Origin of the sequence: Georgenia wangjunii, from assembly GCF_036421975.1 — a bacterium.
Classification (GTDB): domain Bacteria; phylum Actinomycetota; class Actinomycetes; order Actinomycetales; family Actinomycetaceae; genus Georgenia_A; species Georgenia_A wangjunii.
The window spans coordinates 11,617-31,439 of sequence record NZ_JAZGON010000013.1; the positions used below are offsets into that span (position 1 = coordinate 11,617).

The following is a 19,823-nucleotide window of genomic DNA, read 5'->3' on the forward strand; positions in this document are numbered from 1 at the left end:
CCCTGTCCGAGGCGATGCGGCGCGATGTCTCACCCCCCGCTTAGGGTGTCGTGGTGACCAGCACCGCGCGCCCCCGGCTCCTGCTCATCGACGGCCACTCGATGGCCTTCCGTGCGTTCTTCGCGCTGCCGGTCGAGAACTTCTCGACCTCCACCGGGCAGCCGACTAACGCGGTATACGGCTTCACGTCGATGCTCATCAACCTCCTTGCCGCGGAGGAGCCGACGCACCTCGCCGTCGCGTTCGACGCGGGGCGCACGACGTTCCGCACGGAGGAGTACAGCGAGTACAAGGCCACCCGCGACGCGACGCCCGAGCCCTTCTCCGGGCAGGTGCCGCTCATCGTCGAGGTCCTCACCGCGATGGGGATCCCGTCGCTGACGAAGGAGAACTTCGAGGCGGACGACATCCTCGCGACCCTCGCGACGCGCGGCGCCGCCGCCGGGATGGACGTCCTCGTCTGCTCGGGGGACCGGGACACGTTCCAGCTCGTCACCGAGGACGTCACGGTCCTCTACCCGGTCAAGGGCGTCTCGACGCTCACCCGGATGACGCCCGCGGCCGTCCACGAGAAGTACGGGGTGCCGCCCGAGCAGTACCCCGACGTCGCCGCCCTCGTCGGCGAGACGAGCGACAACCTCCCGGGCGTGCCGGGCGTCGGCCCGAAGACGGCCGCGAAGTGGATCAACGCCCACGGCGGCCTCGAGGGGATCATCGCGGGCGTCGGGCAGATCGGCGGCAAGGCCGGGCAGAGCCTGCGCGACCACCTCGACCAGGTCATCCTCAACCGGCGCCTCAACCGGCTCCTCGTCGACGTCGAGCTGCCGCTCGGCGTGGACGACCTCGCGCGCCGCCCCGTCAACCGCGAGCAGGTCCACGAGGTCTTCGACGCGCTCCAGTTCAACGTCCTGCGCGACCGGCTCTTCGAGTCCCTGCCCCGGACGGAGGAGACGGCGGAGGCCGACGGCTTCGACCTCGACGTGCGGGCCGCCAAGCCCAGGGAGCTCGAGCCGTGGCTCGCCGAGCGGCGGGGGCGCCTCCTCGGGCTCGACGTCTCCGGCAGCGCCGTCCAGGGCGCGGGCGACGCGTGGGCCCTCGCCGTCGCCGACGACGCCGGCAGCGCCCTGACGATCGACCTCGCGGACATCGCGCCGGCGGACGAGGCGGTGCTGGCCGCGTGGCTGGCCGACCAGGACGCCCCCAAGGCCGTCCACGAGGCGAAGATCGCGTGGCACGGCCTGCGCGGGCGGGGGCTCACCCTCGCCGGCGTCACTCTCGACACGGCCCTGGCCGCGTACCTGTGCCACCCCGACCAGCGCCGCTACGCGCTCGGCGACCTGTCCGTGCGCCACCTCCACCGGGAGCTGCGCACCGAGGACGAGGACCCGAGCGGCCAGGGCATGCTCACCCTCGACGACGACGGCGAGAACCGGCTCGCCGGAGTCCGCGCGGCCGCCGTCGTCGAGCTCGCGGGCGTCCTCGCCGGCGAGCTGTCCGACCGCGGCGCGGGCGAGCTCCTCGCGAACATCGAGCTCCCGGTCCAGCGCGTCCTCGAGGTCATGGAGGCGTCCGGCATCGCCGCGGACGAGGAGTACTTCAGCGACCTCGAGAAGCGTTTCGGCACCGCCGTCGACGCCGCGGCCGCGGCCGCCTACGCCGTCATCGGGCACGAGGTCAACCTCTCCTCCCCGAAGCAGCTCCAGGAGGTCCTCTTCACCGAGCTCGACATGCCGAAGACGAAGCGGACGAAGACGGGCTACACCACCGACGCGGAGGCCCTCGCGGACCTCTTCGTCAAGACGGAGCACCCCTTCCTCGCCCACCTCCTCGCCCACCGGGACGCGATCCGGCTGCGCCAGACGGTCGAGGGCCTCCTGCGCTCCATCGGCGGTGACGGGCGCATCCACACGACGTTCCACCAGACGATCGCGGCGACGGGCCGCCTCAGCTCGACCGACCCCAACCTGCAGAACATCCCCGTGCGCACCGAGGAGGGGCAGCGGATCCGCCGCGGCTTCGTCGTCGGCGAGGGGTACGAGACGCTCCTGACGGCCGACTACTCCCAGATCGAGATGCGCATCATGGCGCACCTGTCCGGGGACGCCGGTCTCATCGACGCCTTCCGCTCCGGGGAGGACCTCCACTCCTACGTGGGCTCGCGTGTGTTCGACGTCCCGACCGACGCCGTCACACCCGCCATGCGCTCGAAGATCAAGGCGATGAGCTACGGCCTCGCCTACGGCCTGTCCGCCTTCGGCCTCTCCCGCCAGCTGCGCATCGAGAACTCCGAGGCCCGCACGCTCATGGAGGACTACTTCTCCCGGTTCGGCGGCGTGCGCGACTACCTCGCCGGCGTCGTCGACGAGGCTCGCCGCACGGGGTACACCGAGACGATCATGGGCCGGCGCCGGTACCTGCCGGACCTCACGAGCGACAACCGGCAGCGCCGCGACATGGCCGAGCGCATGGCCCTCAACGCGCCCATCCAGGGCAGCGCCGCGGACATCATCAAGGTCGCGATGATCAAGGTGCAGGAGGGGCTCACCGCGGAGAACCTCGGCTCGCGCCTCCTCCTCCAGGTGCACGACGAGCTCGTCCTCGAGGTCAAGGCGGGGGAGCGGGATGCCGTCGAGGCGCTCGTGCGGGACCGGATGGCGGCGGCGGCGGAGCTCGCCGTCCCGCTCGACGTCTCCGTCGGCACCGGGCGCTCGTGGCACGAGGCCGCGCACTGACCGTGCCGCCGCCGCGGGGGGCCGCCGCCGTCAGGCCAGGTGCGTCCGGAAGATCGCCGTCCCCGGGATATAGGCGCCGCGCACCGGCCCCCAGCCGCCCCAGACCTGGTCGTGCCCCTCGGGCCACTCCGGCTCGACGACGTCGTCGATGACGAGGCCTGCACCGACGACGTCGCGCACGTGGTCACCGATCGTGCGGTGGTACTCCGCGTAGAGCGGCACGCCGCTCGCGTCCACCTCGGCGTACGGCGTGCGGTCGAAGTAGGAGCGGGTCACCTCCATCCCGTGCTCGGTCGGGTCGTCCGGGAACACCCACCGCACCGGGTGGACGACGGCGAAGACCCACCGCCCGCCCGGCCGCAGCACCCGGGCCACCTCGGCGTGGACCCGGTGGGCGTCGGGGAGGAAGGGGATCGCCCCGAACGCCGTGAACGCGACGTCGACGGAGGCGTCCGCCAGCGGCAGGGCGCGGGCGTCCGCGACGAGGGCGGGCACGGCGATCCCCGTAGCGGCGTCGAGCTCGGCGGCGCGGGCCAGCATCCCGGCCGAGACGTCGGTGGCAAGGACGTCGACGCCGTGGCCGCGCAGCCACCTCGAGCACTGCGCCGCCCCCGCGCCGATCTCGAGGACGCGGCGCCCGCGGACGTCGCCGAGCAGCCCCGCCGTCGACTCGCGCAGGCCCTCCGGGCACCAGCAGAAGTCGGCCGGGCCGAGGAAGTCACCGTGCTCGGCGAGGTAGTCGGTCGCATTCGCGTCCCACCACGCGCGGTTGGCGCGCGTCGCAGCGCGGTCGTCGACGTCCCGGTAGCCCGCGCTCTCCATGGTCCCAAGTCTTGCCCATCACCCCCGGCGCGCGGGACCTCGACCCCACGAGAGACCCGGGATCTCTGCCGCTACGCTGAGCGAGGTCCGCGCCCACCGCGCGGTCCCACCGCGAGGAACCCCGGGGAGACGTCTGTGCGAATCGGCCTGCTGACCGGAGGCGGGGACTGCCCCGGCCTCAACGCCGCCATCCGAGCCGTCGTCAAGCACGGGGTGGGCGAGTACGGCCACTCGATCATCGGGTTCCGCAACGGGTGGAAGGGCGTCGTCGAGGGCGATGTCATGCCGATGACCCGCCAGCACATCCGCGGGGTCCTCGACACGGGCGGCACGCTCCTCGGCACCGCGCGCTTCCACCCGCACTCCCACGACGGCGGCCTCGACGCCGTCATGGCCACCCTCGAGGCGGAGCGCATCGAGGCGCTCATCTGCATCGGTGGCGACGGCACGCTCCACGCCGCGAGCAAGGTCGCCGAGCGCGGGGTCAAGATCATCGCGATCCCGAAGACGATCGACAACGACGTCGAGGGAACCGACCGGTCCATCGGGTACGACACCGCCGTCCACATCGCGACCGAGGCGATCGACCGCATCCACACGACGGCGGAGAGCCACAACCGCGTCATGGTCGTCGAGGTCATGGGCCGCTCCGCCGGCTGGATCGCCGTCAACGCGGGCATCGCAGGCGGCGCGGAGATCGTCCTCGCGCCCGAGGACCCGTTCGACATCGACAAGATCACCCGCTACCTCCAGCACCGCCACCGCGCGCACGCGAGCTTCTCGATCGTCGTCGTCGCCGAGGGGGCCCTGCCCAAGGAGGGCTCGTCCATGTCCTACGAGCAGCCGCTCGGCCGGTTCGGGGAGATCCAGGCCGGCGCGATCGGTGACCGCGTCGCCCACGAGATCGCCCAGCGCACCGGCTTCGACACCCGGGTCACCGTGCTCGGGCACGTCCAGCGCGGCGGCGTGCCGCTGCCGACCGACCGGATCCTCGGCTCCCGCTTCGGGGTCGCGGCGATCGAGGCGCTCCACGCCGGGCGCTCCGAGGTCATGACCGCCCTGCGCGGCGACCGGATCGAGCTCGTGCCGCTGTCGGAGGTGGCCGGCAAGGTCAAGCACGTGCCGCAGGACCTCATCAAGGTCGCGAACGCCCTCGCATGAGTGCGGCATGAGGTCCGGGGGGCACGCGTGACGACGACGTCGAGGCGGCACGGGGGGCGCACGCGTGCCCTCGGGCCCGCCGCCGTCCTCGCGGCGCTCCTCGCCGCGTGCTCGCCGACGCCGCCAGCCGCCCCGGGCACCACCGACGGACCGGACGCAGCGCCGAACCCGGTCGTCACCCCCGACGTCGAGGAGGTGACGACCGCCCCGCCGCTGCCCGACGCCGCCGGCGTCGTCCCCACCTACGGGAGCGCGCCGCAGAACGCGTGGCAGATCACCCCCGAGGACCTCGACGTGCCGGGCGCCGGCACCATCGAGCTCTACGACCCGACGAGCGTGCCCGTCATGGAGGGCTGGCCCCTCGTGGGCGCGACCACCGCCGGGGGAGCGTGGGTGGTCGGCGTCGCCGAGGTGGGCGGGACGAACCAGTGGCTCGTCGCGCTCGACCCGGTGACGGGGGAGCAGCGCAGCGTCGTCGGCCTCACGCGGGGCGACGGCCCGCCGACGTCATGCACCTCCGGCCTCGCCGACGGCCGCATCGCGTGCCTGTACGGCACCGCGCTCGAGCTCCTCGACGTGGCCGCGGGTGAGGCCACCGCCCGCGTCGACCTGCCCGAGCCCGCGTTCAGCGTCCACGAGCTCGACGGCGACATCGCCGTCGTCTCCATCGCGCCGGACGCGACCGCCCTCACGCTTGCCCGGACCGCGCCGGACGGCACCGCGCGCTGGACGCTGCGCACCGACCTCGACTTCGAGCAGCAGATGGCCATGACGGGCAGCTACGTCCCGAGCGTCCAGCACGTCCTCGGCGCGGCGCTCTTCACGGTCGGCGAGCTCCACCTCATGGTCGACGCCACCGACGGGACGCTCCTCTGGCACGGCATCGGCGACGCCGTGGGCCCGGGGCCGGAGGGCACCGTCGTCGCGAGCGTCCGCCCCCAGCAGGCGCCGGGCACACCGTCCGAGGTCCAGCTCCTCGACGCCGGTGGCGCCGTCGTCCTCCAGGCGCCGGGCCTCACGTGGCGCCCGCCCGCCGCGAGCACCGGCGTGAGGGGGACGCTCGTCGCCGACGGCGGGGCCGGCACCGTCGGTCTCGGCACCGACGGCGCCCGCGCGTGGGAGCACGCTGGTGACCCCCAGCACCTGCGCGTGCCCATGGTCCTCGCGGACGGTGTCGCCGTCGTCCAGGACACCGCGGGCACCCTCGTCGCGCTCGACGCCGAGCGGGGGACCGAGCTGTGGCGCAACACGGGCGGCAACCGCGGCTGGCACGTCCGCGGGTGGGGAGCGCTCACCGACGGTGAGCGGATGATCGCCCGCACACCCGAGGGAGTCATCGCCGTCGAGCTCGCCACCGGGGAGGAGGCGTGGCGGGCGCGTGTGCCCGAGCCCGAGGGGCAGGTGTGGGAGCTCGTCCGCCTCGACGGCACGGTCGTCGCCGTGGGCCAGCGCTCGCTGTCGGTCCTCATTCCTGCTGAGTGAGGAGGCGCACGGCTCGCGGCGGTCGGTGGGGCGTGACCTGGCGGTGGTCGGGGCGGCGCCCGGTGCCCCGGCGGGCAAGGTTTCCACGGTGGACGGACGGCGGTTGTGGCGAGTAGTACGGGGCGAGTATGATCGCCGGCGGCGACGTGTGCCTTGCACGGGCACCCCTGTGTCACACGAGCGCCCACCCATGTCCGCACTATTCCTGTCCACATCGGAGTCCGTTACTTCATGACAACTACTACGCCCAGGCAGTCGAGCACCCCGCAGGTCGCGGTCAACGACATCGGCTCGGCCGAGGACTTCCTCGCCGCCATCGATGCCACGATCAAGTACTTCAACGACGGGGACATCGTCGAGGGCACCATCGTCAAGGTCGACCGGGACGAGGTGCTCCTCGACATCGGCTACAAGACCGAGGGCGTCATCCTCTCTCGCGAGCTGTCGATCAAGCACGATGTCAACCCCGACGAGGTCGTCAAGGTCGGTGAGCGCGTCGAGGCCCTCGTCCTCCAGAAGGAGGACAAGGAGGGGCGCCTGCTCCTGTCCAAGAAGCGCGCCCAGTACGAGCGTGCCTGGGGCACGATCGAGAAGATCAAGGAAGAGGACGGCGTCGTCACCGGCACCGTCATCGAGGTCGTCAAGGGCGGCCTCATCATCGACATCGGACTCCGCGGGTTCCTCCCGGCTTCGCTCGTCGAGATGCGTCGCGTCCGCGACCTCCAGCCCTACGTGGGCAAGGAGCTCGAGGCCAAGATCATCGAGCTCGACAAGAACCGCAACAACGTCGTCCTCTCGCGCCGCGCCTGGCTCGAGCAGACGCAGTCCGAGGTGCGCTCGACCTTCCTGCAGACGCTGCAGAAGGGCCAGGTCCGTCCCGGCGTCGTCTCCTCGATCGTCAACTTCGGTGCGTTCGTCGACCTCGGCGGCGTCGACGGCCTCGTCCACGTCTCCGAGCTCTCCTGGAAGCACATCGACCACCCGAACGAGATCGTCGAGGTCGGCCAGGAGGTCACCGTCGAGGTCCTCGACGTCGACATGGACCGCGAGCGCGTCTCCCTCTCGCTCAAGGCGACGCAGGAAGACCCGTGGCAGGCCTTCGCCCGCACGCACGCCATCGGGCAGGTTGTGCCGGGCAAGGTCACCAAGCTCGTCCCGTTCGGCGCGTTCGTGCGCGTCGAGGACGGCATCGAGGGCCTCGTCCACATCTCCGAGCTGGCCGTGCGCCACGTCGAGGTGCCGGAGCAGGTCGCGAAGGTCGGGGACGACGTCTTCGTCAAGGTCATCGACATCGACCTCGAGCGTCGCCGGATCTCCCTCTCCCTCAAGCAGGCCAACGAGGGCGTGGACCCGGCCAGCGACGACTTCGACCCGTCGCTGTACGGCATGGCCGCCGAGTACGACGAGGCGGGGAACTACAAGTACCCCGAGGGCTTCGACCCGGAGACCAACGAGTGGCTCGAGGGCTACGAGACCCAGCGCGAGGCCTGGGAGGGCCAGTACGCCCAGGCGCAGGCCCGCTGGGAGGCGCACAAGAAGCAGGTCGCCGCGGCGATGGACGCCGACATCGAGGCGGCCAACGCCCCGGCCGGCAGCAGCTCGGGCGGCCAGACCAGCGGCGGTGGCGCCGGTGGCGGCGGCGGTGGTGGGAGCCAGGCGGCTCCGACCTCCTACTCCTCGGCCCCGGTCGAGGCTGCTGGAACCCTCGCCTCCGACGAGGCCCTCGCCGCTCTGCGCGAGAAGCTCACCGGAAACTGAGTGGTGCTCGCCGCGTCCGCGCGGTGACGGCGAGGCCCGTCGTCGGGGCCGTCAGTCCCGGCGATGCGCCCGCCCGTCGGAGGTCCGCCGGCGACGTAGGCTGCCGCGGTGAGCTCCTCCACCGTCCTCGTCACCGGCTTCGACCCCTTCGACGGCCAGGCGGTCAACGCCTCGTGGGCCGCCGTCGAGGCCCTGGCCGAGCGCTGGCCGGCGGACGGCCCGCGGCTCGAGACGCTCCGCCTCCCCGTGACGTTCGCCGGTGCCGGGCCGGCCCTGCGTGGAGCCGTGGAGGCGACCCGCCCGGACCTCGTCGTCTGCGTGGGGGAAGCCGGCGGCCGGGACCGGATCGGCCTCGAGCGGGTGGCGGTCAACGTCGTCGATGCCCGGATCCCCGACAACGACGGCGCGCAGCCGGTCGACGTCCCCGTCGTCGCGGGCGCGCCCACGGCCTACCTCTCCGCCCTGCCGGTCAAGGCGTGCGTCCAGGCGCTGGCCCGTGCCGGCCTGCCCGCCGAGGTCTCGAACACGGCGGGGACCTACGTGTGCAACGCGACGTTCTACGCGCTCATGCACCTCGTGGAGGGCACCGGCGTCCGGGCCGGGTTCGTCCACGTGCCGCGCCTTGCCGGTGACGCCGCGGACGGTCCCGCGTCCGGTGCCGCCCTCACGGCCGAGGACCTCGCGCGCGGGCTCGACGTCATCGTCCGCGCGGCGCTGCGGACGGGGGAGGACCTGCCGCTCCCGGGCGGCGCGGAGGACTGAGGCCGACCGCTCGCCCTCGGCCGCTCCCCGGTGCCCGGCGGACGCCGGGGCTCGCCGCCGTGGGCGCGGGCTACGCTGGCTCGATGGTCCAGCCTGATGCCCTCAGCCCTACGACGCCCACGCTCGTCCGCGAGCGGGTCCGCCACGAGCTCGCCGCGCGTCACCTCACGGTCGTCCGCGCCGCGGACATCACCCCGAGCCTGCGCCGGGTCACCCTCACCGGCGACCTCAGCGGCTTCCTCAGCGGAGGTGCCGGGGACCACGTCAAGGCCTTCTTCCCCGACCCCGCCACCGGCGAGCTCCACGCCCCGCGCATGACCGCCCAGGGCCTCGAGCGCCCCGAGGGCGTGACGATGATCAGCCGCGACTACACCCCGCGCGCCTGGCGCGACGACGAGCTCGACCTCGACTTCGTCCTCCACGACGACGGCGGCCCCGCCGTAGCGTGGGCGGCCTCCGCCCGGCCGGGCGACCCGCTCGTCGTCGCCGGGCCCCGCGGGTCCCGCCTCGCGCCCGCGGGCGTCGACTGGTGGCTCCTCGGCGGGGACGAGACGGCCCTGCCCGCCATCGCGCGCTGGCTCGAGGATCTCCCGGCGGGCGTGCCCGTCCACGTGCTCGTCGAGGTCTCCGGGCCCGACGACGAGGCCTACCTCGCCGACGTCGCGGGCGCCGGCCTCGACGGGCGGCACATCACCTGGCTCCACCGCCGGGGCGCGGCGCCCGGGACGACGACGCTCCTCGCCGACGCCGTCCGCGCCCTCGAGGTCCCCGCGGGCGTCGGCTTCACGTGGTTCGGCGGTGAGTCGGGCTCCCTGCGCGCCGTCCGCCGGCACCTGCGCCACGGCCTCGGGCTCGCTACGGAGCAGGTCGACGTGAGCGGGTACTGGAAGTGCGGGACGGCGAACCACGACCACCACGCCCCGGTCGACCCCGACGACCCGGCCTGAGCGAGGAGGCACGATGCTCACGGTCGGACTGACCGGCGGGATCGCGGCGGGCAAGTCGACGGTCTCGGCCGAGCTCGCGCGCCGCGGCGCCGTCGTCATCGACGCCGACGTGCTCGCGCGGCAGGTGGTCGAGCCGGGCACGGACGGGCTCGCGGAGGTCGTCGCCGCCTTCGGCCCCGACGTGCTCCAGCGCGACGGATCGCTCGACCGCGCGATGCTCGCGGGGCTCGTCTTCGCCGACAAGGCCGCGCTGGACCGCATCAACGCCATCATCCACCCGCGCGTGCGCGCCGCCAGCGCGGCGGCCGCGGCCGCCGCGCCCCCCGAGGCCGTCGTCGTCCACGACGTCCCCCTCATCGTCGAGAACTCCCTCGCCGCCGAGTACGACCTCGTCGTCGTCGTCGGCGCGGACGAGGGCGTCCGCATCGACCGGCTCATGCGTGAGCGGGGCATGACGCGCGAGGAGGCCGCAGCCAGGATCCGCGCGCAGGCCGACGACGCCGCCCGGCGGGCCGTCGCCGACGTCTGGCTCGACAACTCCGGGTCCCGGGCGGAGATCGTCGAGGCGGTCGAGCGGCTCTGGGTCGAACGCCTCGTCCCGGAGAACGAGCGCCTCCTCGCCGCAGCGGCAGGCTGAGCCGCAGCACCGCGGCCGGCTGACGTGCAGCGCCCGGCCGGCTCAGCCGAGCGCCTCGGTCGCTGAGCCGCAGCGCCTCGGCCGGCTGAGCCGGAGCGCCCCGGGCAGGCTGGCTGCGCCGCGGCGCCGGCGGGCCGGCCGACCGCCCGGCCGGCCGGCCCGAGGGCGGGCCAGGCCGAGGGCCGGCCAGCCGCTCGGCTCAGCCGTCGCCCGGCGGCGCGGCGCCCGGCCCCGTCTCCCCGGCGGGCCGGCGGCGCTTGCTCAGCTTGCGGCGCAGCGATCCGGGGCTGCTCTCGATCGGCCAGTTCTCGGGGGTGTCGCGGCCGCCGAGCTCGTCGACGACGGCCGCGACGAGCCTCTCCCGCCGGGCCGTGCGGCGGCCGCGCTCGAGGCTGAGGTCGTCGGCGCGCATCGACTTCACGAGCGCGACGATCATCGCGATCATGACGACGCTGAAGGGCGCGGCGACGAGGATGGCCATGACCTGGAGGGACCGCAGGCCTCCCTCCGTGCCCCCGAACCCGAGGAGGACGGCGGCGATCGCGCCGGTGAGCGCCGCCCACGTGAGCCGGGTCCACAGCGGCGGGTTGGGGTTGCCGCCCGCGGAGATCATCGAGACGACGTAGGAACCGGAGTCCGAGCTCGTGACGAAGAAGATCGTCACGAGGAGGATCGCGATCCCGGCGAGCAGGGGTCCGCCGGGCAGCCCCTCGACCATCTGGAAGAGCGCCGCGTTGTCGTCGACCGTGCCGTTGGCGGCGACGATCCCGCCGTCGCCGAAGAGCTCGCGGTGCAGGGCGGTCCCGCCGAGGACGGCGAACCAGAGGAACGTCAGCATCGTCGGGACGAGGAGGACGCCGATGATGAACTCACGGACCGTGCGCCCGCGCGAGATCCGGGCGATGAACACACCGACGAAGGGGGACCAGCTCATCCACCAGCCCCAGTAGTACGTCGTCCAGCCGGCCAGCCAGCTCTCTCCCTCAGGGCCCTGGTACGGCAGGGTCGCGAAGGACAGGCGGACGAAGTTCTGCAGGTAGGCGCCGATGGACTGGACGAACTCGCGCAGGACGAAGAGGCTCGGCCCGAGGACGAGGACGGCAAGGAGGAACACCGCCGCGAGGACGAGGTTGATGTTCGACAGCCACTTGATGCCGGCGTCGAGCCCCGTCGCCACCGAGATCATGGCGAGCCCGGCGATGATGATGATGAGGATGACGAGGGCGGTGCGGGTGGCCTCGATGAGGCCGAGGTACTCGAGGCCCGCGGACACCTGCGCGACGCCGAAGCCGAGCGAGGTGGCTACGCCGAAGACGGTGCCGACGACGGCGACGACGTCGACGACGTTGCCCCAGCCGCCCTGGACGCGCTTCGTGCCGAGGATGGGCTCGAGCGCCCACCGGATGGCGACGGGGCGGCGCCGCCGGTGGACGGTGTAGGCCACGGCGAGGCCGACGACGATGTAGATGGCCCACGCGTGGAGCCCCCAGTGCAGGTACGTCTGCGTCATGGCGGCCTGGGCGAGCGACGCGGGCGTGCCCTGGACGCCGGGCGGGGGAGCCGCGAAGTGGTTGAGCGGCTCCGCGACGCCCCAGAAGACGAGGCCGATGCCCATGCCCGCCGCGAAGAGCATGGCGAACCAGCTGAACGTGCCGTACTGCGGCTCCTCGTCGTCGCGGCCGAGGCGGATGTCACCGAGGCGGGAGAAGGCGAGCCATACCGCGACGATGACGAACCCGGTGACGATGAGGACGTAGTACCAGCCGAGCGAGTTGACGACGGCGGTGTTCGCAGAGGTGATGACGTCGTCGAGCCAGTCGGGGAAGACGAGGGCGACGAGGACGAACGCACCGACGACGACGACGGAGGGGTAGAAGACCTTCTTGGCGACGCCGCTCGCCGGTGGATCGATGTGCGTCGCGCTCATCGTCTCCAAGCGGTCGGCCTTCGCGTCCTGACTCATCCGTCTCCTCCTACGCCGCGAACAAACGTGATCATCATGCTCGCGCCCCAGCGTCCCGCCCCCGGGCCCTGGGCGCCAACGGACGGTGCCGCTGAGCGGGGCACAGGGTCGAGCGGGGGGCGAGGATTCGCCCTGGGCGGAGCGCGGGGCGCGGTGTCGGACCCCCGACGTACCGTTGCCCCATGCGTCCCGTCACCGACCTGCAGCGCACGGTCGCCCCCGTCGAGGTGATCTCCGAGTTCACACCCTCGGGCGACCAGCCTGCAGCCATCGCCCAGCTCTCCGAGCGGATCCAGGCCGGCGAGAAGGACGTCGTCCTCCTGGGTGCCACCGGCACGGGAAAGTCCGCGACGACGGCGTGGCTCATCGAGAAGCTCCAGCGGCCCACCCTCGTCATGGCTCCGAACAAGACGCTCGCGGCGCAGCTTGCCACGGAGTTCCGCGAGCTGCTGCCGAACAACGCCGTCGAGTACTTCGTCTCCTACTACGACTACTACCAGCCGGAGGCGTACGTCCCGCAGTCGGACACGTACATCGAGAAGGACTCCTCCATCAACGACGAGGTCGAGCGCCTGCGCCACTCCGCGACGAACAGCCTGCTCACGCGGCGCGACGTCGTCGTCGTCGCGTCCGTCTCGTGCATCTACGGCCTCGGCACGCCGCAGGAGTACGTCGACCGGATGGTCCAGCTCCGGGTCGGGGACCAGGTGGACCGCGACTCGCTCCTGCGCCAGTTCGTCATGATGCAGTACACCCGCAACGACCTCGCCTTCACCCGCGGCACGTTCCGGGTGCGGGGGGACACGATCGAGATCATCCCGGTGTACGAGGAGCTCGCCATCCGGATCGAGATGTTCGGCGACGAGATCGAGGCGCTCCACACGCTCCACCCGCTCACGGGCGACATCGTGCGGACGGAGGACGCGATCCACCTCTTCCCGGCCACCCACTACGTCGCGGGGCCGGAGCGGATGGAGCGGGCGATCGGGACGATCGAGTCCGAGCTCGCCGCCCGCCTGGCCGAGCTCGAGCAGGCCGGCAAGCTCCTCGAGGCGCAGCGGCTACGCATGCGCACGACGTACGACATCGAGATGATGCGCCAGATCGGCTCGTGCTCGGGCATCGAGAACTACTCGCGGCACATCGACGGCCGCGCCCCCGGCACCGCCCCGCACACGCTCCTCGACTACTTCCCCGAGGACTTCCTCCTCGTCATCGACGAGTCGCACGTGACCGTGCCGCAGATCGGCGCGATGTTCGAGGGGGACATGTCGCGCAAGCGCACCCTCGTCGACCACGGCTTCCGCCTGCCGAGCGCGATGGACAACCGCCCGCTGCGCTGGGAGGAGTTCCAGGAGCGCATCGGCCAGACCGTCTACCTCTCCGCGACCCCCGGCCCGTACGAGCTCGCGCAGTCCGACGGCGTCGTCGAGCAGATCATCCGGCCCACCGGGCTCATCGACCCCGAGGTCGTCGTCAAGCCGACGCAGGGCCAGATCGACGACCTCCTCGGGGAGATCCGCGAGCGGGCCGACCGTGACGAGCGCGTGCTCGTCACGACGCTGACGAAGAAGATGTCCGAGGACCTCACGGACTACCTCCTCGAGCGCGGGGTCCGGGTCCAGTACCTCCACTCCGAGGTGGACACGCTGCGGCGGGTCGAGCTCCTCCGCGAGCTGCGGATGGGCCAGTTCGACGTCCTCGTCGGCATCAACCTCCTGCGCGAGGGTCTCGACCTGCCCGAGGTCTCCCTCGTCGCGATCCTCGACGCGGACAAGGAGGGCTTCCTGCGGTCCGGGACGTCGCTCATCCAGACGATCGGGCGCGCCGCGCGCAACGTCTCCGGCCAGGTCCACATGTACGCGGACCGCATCACCCCGTCGATGGCCCACGCGATCGAGGAGACGACGCGGCGCCGCGAGAAGCAGGTCGCCTACAACACCGAGCACGGCATCGACCCGACGCCGCTGCGCAAGCGGATCGGTGACATCACCGACATGCTCGCCCGCGAGGACGTCGACACGAAGGAGCTCCTCGAGGGGGGCTACCGCCAGAGCAAGAAGGGGCGGGGCAAGAACGCCTCGACCGGGACGACGGCGCGCGAGCGCCTCGGCGGGGCCGCGGCCTCGGACCTCGCCCAGCTCATCCAGGACCTCAGCGACCAGATGCACACGGCTGCCGAGGAGCTCCAGTTCGAGCTGGCCGCCCGGCTGCGCGACGAGATCTCGGACCTCAAGAAGGAGCTCCGGCAGATGAGCGCCGCCACCGCCTGACGCCCCCCGCGCCGTGCGCCGCGGTAACTCGCAGCCGCCGCGGGCGGGTCGCGGGCGGGCCGCGGTGACCCGCAACCGCCGCGGGCGGGCTGCGGGCGGGTGGCGGCGACCGGCAGCCGCCGCGGGCGGGTCGCGGCGACCGGCCCCGCCGCCAGCAGCGGCCGTCCACGTCGCCCGCCGTCGTGCCGGCCGGCCCCGGCGTGCACCGTGTGAGCCGCACCACCGCCACGCGTCAGCGCGCGCACGGCTGGGGTGCCGTAATGTGTCGCGCCGGAGGGGAGTATTCCCCACACGGTGGTGTCGTCATCACGGCCGGCGCGAGCCAGCTCGGTGCCACCGGTCCGGGCCACCAGCTCGCCCCGCCCTGCCGGGCGGCGCGCCGGTGCGCCAGGGCGGAAGAGACCTCCGGTACCTGCCCCTAGATACCGGAGGAATCCGTGGACGTCCATCTCATCGCCTGGGCCATCCTGGCGGCCGTCATCGTCACGATGATCGCGGTCGACATCATCGGCCACGTCAAGACCCCGCACGCCCCCACGCTCAAGGAAGCGACGTGGTGGTCCGTCGCGTACGTCGCCATGGCACTCGTGTTCGGCGTCATCGTGTGGGCGATCTGGGGCCCGGTCTACGGCGGTGAGTACTTCGCCGGGTACGTCACCGAGAAGTCGCTCTCGGTCGACAACCTCTTCGTCTTCGTCATCATCATCGCGGCGTTCCGCATCCCGCGGAAGTACCAGCAGGAGGTCCTGCTCGCCGGCATCATCATCGCGATCGTGCTCCGCGGCGTCTTCATCGCCCTCGGCTCCGCGGCGATCGACAACTTCTCGTGGGTGTTCTACCTCTTCGGCGCGTTCCTCCTCTACACGGCGATCAGCCAGGCGCGGCAGGGCGTCGAGAAGCCGGAGGAGCACGAGGAGTACAAGGAGAACGGCTTCGTCCGGTTCGTGCGCCGCATCGTGCCCGTGACCGACGGGTTCGTGGGCGGCAAGCTGCTGACGAAGGTCAACGGCAAGCGCATGATCACCCCGATGCTGCTCGCCATCGTCGCCATCGGCAGCGCCGACATCCTCTTCGCCGTCGACTCGATCCCCGCCATCTTCGGCCTCACCCGCGAGCCCTACCTCGTCTTCGCGGCGAACGCGTTCTCGCTGCTCGGTCTGCGCCAGCTCTACTTCCTCGTCGACGGCCTGCTCGACAAGCTCGTCTACCTCCACTACGGCCTCGCCGCCATCCTCGGCTTCATCGGCGTCAAGCTCCTCATCCACGCCCTCCACACGAACGAGCTGCCCTTCATCAACGGCGGCGAGGAGTGGCACGGCCTGCCCGAGCCGGGGATCGTCGTCTCGCTGCTGTGGATCGTCGGCGTGCTCGCCGTCACCGTCGTCGCCAGCGTGGCCCGCAACCGCAAGACCGCCCGCCTGGCTGCCGCGGAGCCCCACGCCGTGACGAAGCCGCGCGACGTCGACGGCGTCTGATCGCCGCTCCTGAGACCCGCACCCGCAGGGGCCGGCCGATCTCGGCCGGCCCCTGCGTCGTCCGGAGTGGGCGGCCGCCTGCGATGTCCGGCGAGACCGGCCGCCTGCGTCGTCCGGCGCGGTGCGCCGCCTACCAGCCGCGGGCGCGCCACTCGGCCAGGTGCGGCCGCTCGGCGCCCAGCGTCGTCGCGTCGCCGTGGCCGGGGTGGACCACCGTGCCGTCGGGGTAGCGGGCGAAGACCCGCTCCTCGAGGTCGTCCATGAGCGAGGCGAACGCTGCCGCGTCGGGCGTCTTGCCCGGGCCACCCGGGAACAGCGAGTCGCCGGTGAAGAGGTGGACCCGCCCGGCGTGCGTCCCGGACTCGGCCCACGCGAGGGCGACCGAGCCGGGCGTGTGCCCGCGCAGGGCGACGACGTCAAGCACGTGCTCGCCGAGCGGCACCCGGTCCCCGTGCGCGAGCCGCACGTCGACGGGGACCGGCAGGGCGTCGGCGTCGTCGGCGCCGGCGAGGACGAGGGCGCCGGTCGCGGCGACGACGTCGGGCAGCGCCCGGTGGTGGTCCCAGTGGCTGTGCGTCGTGACGACGGTGAGGCGAGCTCCGTCCGCCTCGCCACGCGCCTGCGCGAGGAGCGCGAGGAGGCGCGGCGCGTCGTCGGCGGCGTCGACGAGCAGCTGCGCGCCGTCGGGCGCCGTGAGGACGTAGCAGCTGTTGTCCATGGCCGAGACGCTCTGCTTGTGCAGGACGAGCCCGCCCACGTCGAGGCGCAACGCCGGGCCGCCGGGTGTGACATGCGCGACAGGGGGAGTGGTCATGCCCCAGTATCTCCGCCGCATGCGCCCGCCACGCCCCCCGTGTGGCGTCGAACACCCGTGCGACCACGGGCGCGGACGCCTATCATCGCTGGGTGAGTGATCGCCTTCTCGTCCGCGGTGCGCGCGAGCACAACCTGAGAAACGTCGACATCGACCTGCCCCGGGACAGCCTCATCGTCTTCACGGGCCTGTCGGGATCGGGCAAGTCCTCCCTCGCCTTCGACACGATCTTCGCCGAGGGCCAGCGGCGCTACGTCGAGTCGCTGTCGTCCTACGCCCGGCAGTTCCTCGGACAGATGGACAAGCCCGACGTCGACTTCATCGAGGGCCTGAGCCCGGCGGTCTCGATCGACCAGAAGTCGACGAACCGGAACCCGCGCTCGACCGTGGGCACGATCACCGAGGTCTACGACTACCTCCGCCTCCTCTTCTCCCGCGCGGGCACCCAGTTCTGCCCGGTGTGCGGCGAGCGCGTGACGGCGCAGACGACGCAGCAGATCGTCGACCGGCTCCGCGAGATGCCCGACGGCACCCGGTTCCAGGTCCTCGCGCCCGTCATCCGCGGGCGCAAGGGCGAGTACGCGGACCTCTTCCGCGAGCTCCAGGCCACGGGCTTCTCCCGGGCGCGGGTCGACGGGGAGGTCGTCTCCCTCGCCACCCCGCCCGAGCTCGAGAAGAAGCTCAAGCACACGATCGAGGTCGTCGTCGACCGCCTCGTCGTGCGCGAGTCGGTGCGCCAGCGCCTCACCGACTCCGTCGAGACCGCGCTGCGGCTCGCGGACGGGCTCCTCATCGCCGAGATGGTCGACCTGCCCGCCGACGACCCCGAGCGGGAGCGCCGGTTCTCCGAGAAGCGCGCGTGCCCGAACGACCACCCGCTCCAGCTCGACGACATCGAGCCCCGGACGTTCTCCTTCAACGCCCCCTACGGCGCCTGCCCCGAGTGCACCGGCATCGGCGTGCGCCTCGAGGTCGACCCGGACCTCGTCATCCCCGACGACGAGCTCACGCTCGCCGAGGGCGCCGTCGCCCCGTGGGCCAAGGCCTCCTCGGAGTACTTCCTCCGGCTGCTGCGCGCGCTCGGCGAGGAGCTCGGCTTCTCCGTCGACGTCCCGTGGCGCGGCCTGCCCGAGCGCGCCAGGCAGGCGATCCTCCACGGCAAGGACCACGAGGTCCACGTCCGCTACCGCAACCGGTGGGGGCGCGAGCGTGCGTACTCGACCGGCTTCGAGGGCGCCATCACCTACATCGAGCGCAAGCACCTCGAGACCGAGTCCGAGCTCTCGCGCGAGCGCTACGAGGGGTACATGCGTGAGGTTCCGTGCCGCGTGTGCAACGGCGCCCGGCTCAAGCCCGAGGTCCTCGCCGTCAAGGTCGGTGGCCTGTCCATCGCCGAGCTGTGCGAGCTGCCCATCAACGAGGCCAAGGCGTTCCTCGACGCGCTCGAGCTCGGCACCCGCGAGGAGGCCATCGCCGGGCAGGTCCTCAAGGAGATCCACGCCCGCCTCGGATTCCTCCTCGACGTCGGGCTCACGTACCTCAGCCTCGCGCGCCCCGCGGGGACGCTCTCCGGCGGCGAGGCCCAGCGCATCCGCCTCGCCACGCAGATCGGCTCCGGCCTCGTCGGCGTCCTCTACGTCCTCGACGAGCCGAGCATCGGCCTGCACCAGCGGGACAACCGCCGTCTCATCGACACGTTGACCCGGCTGCGGGACCTCGGCAACACCCTCATCGTCGTCGAGCACGACGAGGACACGATCCGCGTGGCCGACTGGATCGTCGACATCGGCCCGGGCGCCGGCGAGGAGGGCGGGCACATCGTCCACTCGGGCGACCTCGCCGGCCTCCTCGAGTCGACGGACTCCGTCACCGGCGCGTACCTCTCCGGCCGCCGCGTCATCCCCATGCCGGCGCAGCGCCGGCCCGTCGACCGCAAGCGGCAGATCACCGTCGTCGGCGCCCGCGAGAACAACCTCGCCGGCGTCAACGTCAGCTTCCCGCTCGGCTGCTTCGTCGCCGTCACCGGCGTGTCCGGCTCGGGCAAGTCGACCCTCGTCAACGGGATTCTCTACAACGTCCTCGCCAACGAGCTCAACCACGCCCGCCGGGTGCCGGGCCGGCACCGCAGGGTCACGGGTCTCGAGGAGCTCGACAAGGTCGTCCACGTCGACCAGAGCCCCATCGGGCGCACCCCGCGCTCGAACCCCGCGACGTACACCGGGGTGTGGGACCAGATCCGCAAGCTCTTCGCCGAGACCACGGAGGCCAAGGTCCGCGGCTACACGCCGGGCCGGTTCTCGTTCAACGTCAAGGGCGGGCGCTGCGAGGCGTGCTCGGGCGACGGCACGCTCAAGATCGAGATGAACTTCCTCCCCGACGTCTACGTCCCGTGCGAGGTGTGCCAGGGCGCGCGCTACAACCGCGAGACGCTCGAGGTGCACTTCAAGGGCAAGACGGTCGCGGACGTCCTCGACATGCCGATCTCCGAGGCCGTCGACTTCTTCGCCGCCGTCCCGCGCATCTCGCGCTACATGCAGACGCTCGTCGAGGTGGGGCTCGGGTACGTCCGGCTCGGTCAGCCGGCCCCGACGCTCTCCGGCGGCGAGGCGCAGCGCGTCAAGCTCGCCACCGAGCTCCAGCGGCGCTCCACCGGGCGGACGGTCTACGTCCTCGACGAGCCGACGACGGGCCTCCACTTCGAGGACATCAGCAAGCTCCTCGCGGTGCTGCAGAACCTCGTCGACAAGGGCAACACGGTCATCGTCATCGAGCACAACCTCGACGTCATCAAGAACGCCGACTGGGTGGTCGACATGGGTCCCGAGGGCGGGTCCGGCGGCGGCCGGGTCGTCGCCGAGGGGCGGCCGGAGGAGGTCGCCGCGGTCCCGGGCAGCCACACCGGCCAGTTCCTCGCCGAGGTCCTCGGCGTCGAGCGCGCCGACCGCGCGCTCGGCGCGGCGCCGGCCGACCTGGTGAGCGCGCGGGCCTGAGACCCCG

The 19,823-nt window shown here is 72.5% G+C and carries 13 protein-coding genes; 10 read left to right on the forward strand and 3 right to left on the reverse strand.

Translation table 11 applies throughout. The features are described 5' to 3' along the window. Window positions 1-53: 53 nt before the first annotated feature. The gene (gene polA, locus V2J63_RS14800; RefSeq protein WP_331231757.1) at window positions 54-2,732 is read left to right on the forward strand and encodes a DNA polymerase I; all 2,679 of its coding nucleotides are present in this window, start codon (window positions 54-56) and stop codon (window positions 2,730-2,732) included. Between the two features lie 30 nt (window positions 2,733-2,762). Here the strand turns inward: polA and V2J63_RS14805 are convergent, their stop codons facing one another. Further along, window positions 2,763-3,554: a class I SAM-dependent methyltransferase gene (locus V2J63_RS14805; protein ID WP_331231758.1), complete on the reverse strand. Its 792-nt coding sequence runs from the start codon at window positions 3,552-3,554 to the stop codon at window positions 2,763-2,765. A gap of 135 nt (window positions 3,555-3,689) precedes the next feature. On the opposite strand from V2J63_RS14805, the gene V2J63_RS14810 reads away from it, so the two are divergent. From V2J63_RS14810 to coaE, 6 genes are all read left to right on the forward strand, one after another. Continuing rightward, window positions 3,690-4,715, forward strand: a complete 1,026-nt coding sequence (locus V2J63_RS14810; RefSeq protein ID WP_331231759.1) for a 6-phosphofructokinase — start codon at window positions 3,690-3,692, stop codon at window positions 4,713-4,715. 27 nt (window positions 4,716-4,742) lie between these two features. Further along, window positions 4,743-6,197, forward strand: coding sequence for an outer membrane protein assembly factor BamB family protein (locus V2J63_RS14815; RefSeq protein ID WP_331231760.1), 1,455 nt, complete (start codon window positions 4,743-4,745; stop codon window positions 6,195-6,197). 231 nt (window positions 6,198-6,428) lie between these two features. Beyond that, window positions 6,429-7,955: a 30S ribosomal protein S1 gene (gene rpsA / locus V2J63_RS14820; RefSeq protein WP_331231761.1), complete on the forward strand. Its 1,527-nt coding sequence runs from the start codon at window positions 6,429-6,431 to the stop codon at window positions 7,953-7,955. A gap of 108 nt (window positions 7,956-8,063) precedes the next feature. Continuing rightward, complete coding sequence (gene pcp, locus V2J63_RS14825) at window positions 8,064-8,717, forward strand: pyroglutamyl-peptidase I (protein ID WP_331231762.1); 654 nt, start codon at window positions 8,064-8,066, stop codon at window positions 8,715-8,717. An 83-nt stretch (window positions 8,718-8,800) separates the two neighbouring features. Further along, on the forward strand, window positions 8,801-9,664 hold the full coding sequence (locus tag V2J63_RS14830) for a siderophore-interacting protein (protein WP_331231763.1): 864 nt from the start codon (window positions 8,801-8,803) through the stop codon (window positions 9,662-9,664). A gap of 13 nt (window positions 9,665-9,677) precedes the next feature. Next, window positions 9,678-10,301, forward strand: a complete 624-nt coding sequence (gene coaE, locus V2J63_RS14835) for a dephospho-CoA kinase (RefSeq protein WP_331231764.1) — start codon at window positions 9,678-9,680, stop codon at window positions 10,299-10,301. 199 nt (window positions 10,302-10,500) lie between these two features. Here the strand turns inward: coaE and V2J63_RS14840 are convergent, their stop codons facing one another. Then, on the reverse strand, window positions 10,501-12,264 hold the full coding sequence (locus tag V2J63_RS14840) for a BCCT family transporter (protein WP_331231765.1): 1,764 nt from the start codon (window positions 12,262-12,264) through the stop codon (window positions 10,501-10,503). Between the two features lie 182 nt (window positions 12,265-12,446). Between V2J63_RS14840 and uvrB the strand changes: the two genes are divergently transcribed. Next, complete coding sequence (gene uvrB / locus V2J63_RS14845; protein WP_331231766.1) at window positions 12,447-14,537, forward strand: excinuclease ABC subunit UvrB; 2,091 nt, start codon at window positions 12,447-12,449, stop codon at window positions 14,535-14,537. A 437-nt stretch (window positions 14,538-14,974) separates the two neighbouring features. Next, on the forward strand, window positions 14,975-16,012 hold the full coding sequence (locus tag V2J63_RS14850; RefSeq protein ID WP_331231767.1) for a TerC family protein: 1,038 nt from the start codon (window positions 14,975-14,977) through the stop codon (window positions 16,010-16,012). A gap of 130 nt (window positions 16,013-16,142) precedes the next feature. Here V2J63_RS14850 and V2J63_RS14855 read toward each other — a convergent pair whose 3' ends face one another. Further along, window positions 16,143-16,826 carry an MBL fold metallo-hydrolase gene (locus V2J63_RS14855; protein ID WP_331231768.1) on the reverse strand — a complete coding sequence of 228 codons (684 nt, stop codon included), beginning with the start codon at window positions 16,824-16,826 and terminating at the stop codon, window positions 16,143-16,145. A gap of 92 nt (window positions 16,827-16,918) precedes the next feature. Between V2J63_RS14855 and uvrA the strand changes: the two genes are divergently transcribed. Beyond that, entirely contained in the window at window positions 16,919-19,816 is a 2,898-nt protein-coding gene (gene uvrA, locus V2J63_RS14860; RefSeq protein WP_331231769.1) for an excinuclease ABC subunit UvrA, read from the forward strand. The last annotated feature ends 7 nt before the right edge of the window (window positions 19,817-19,823 follow it).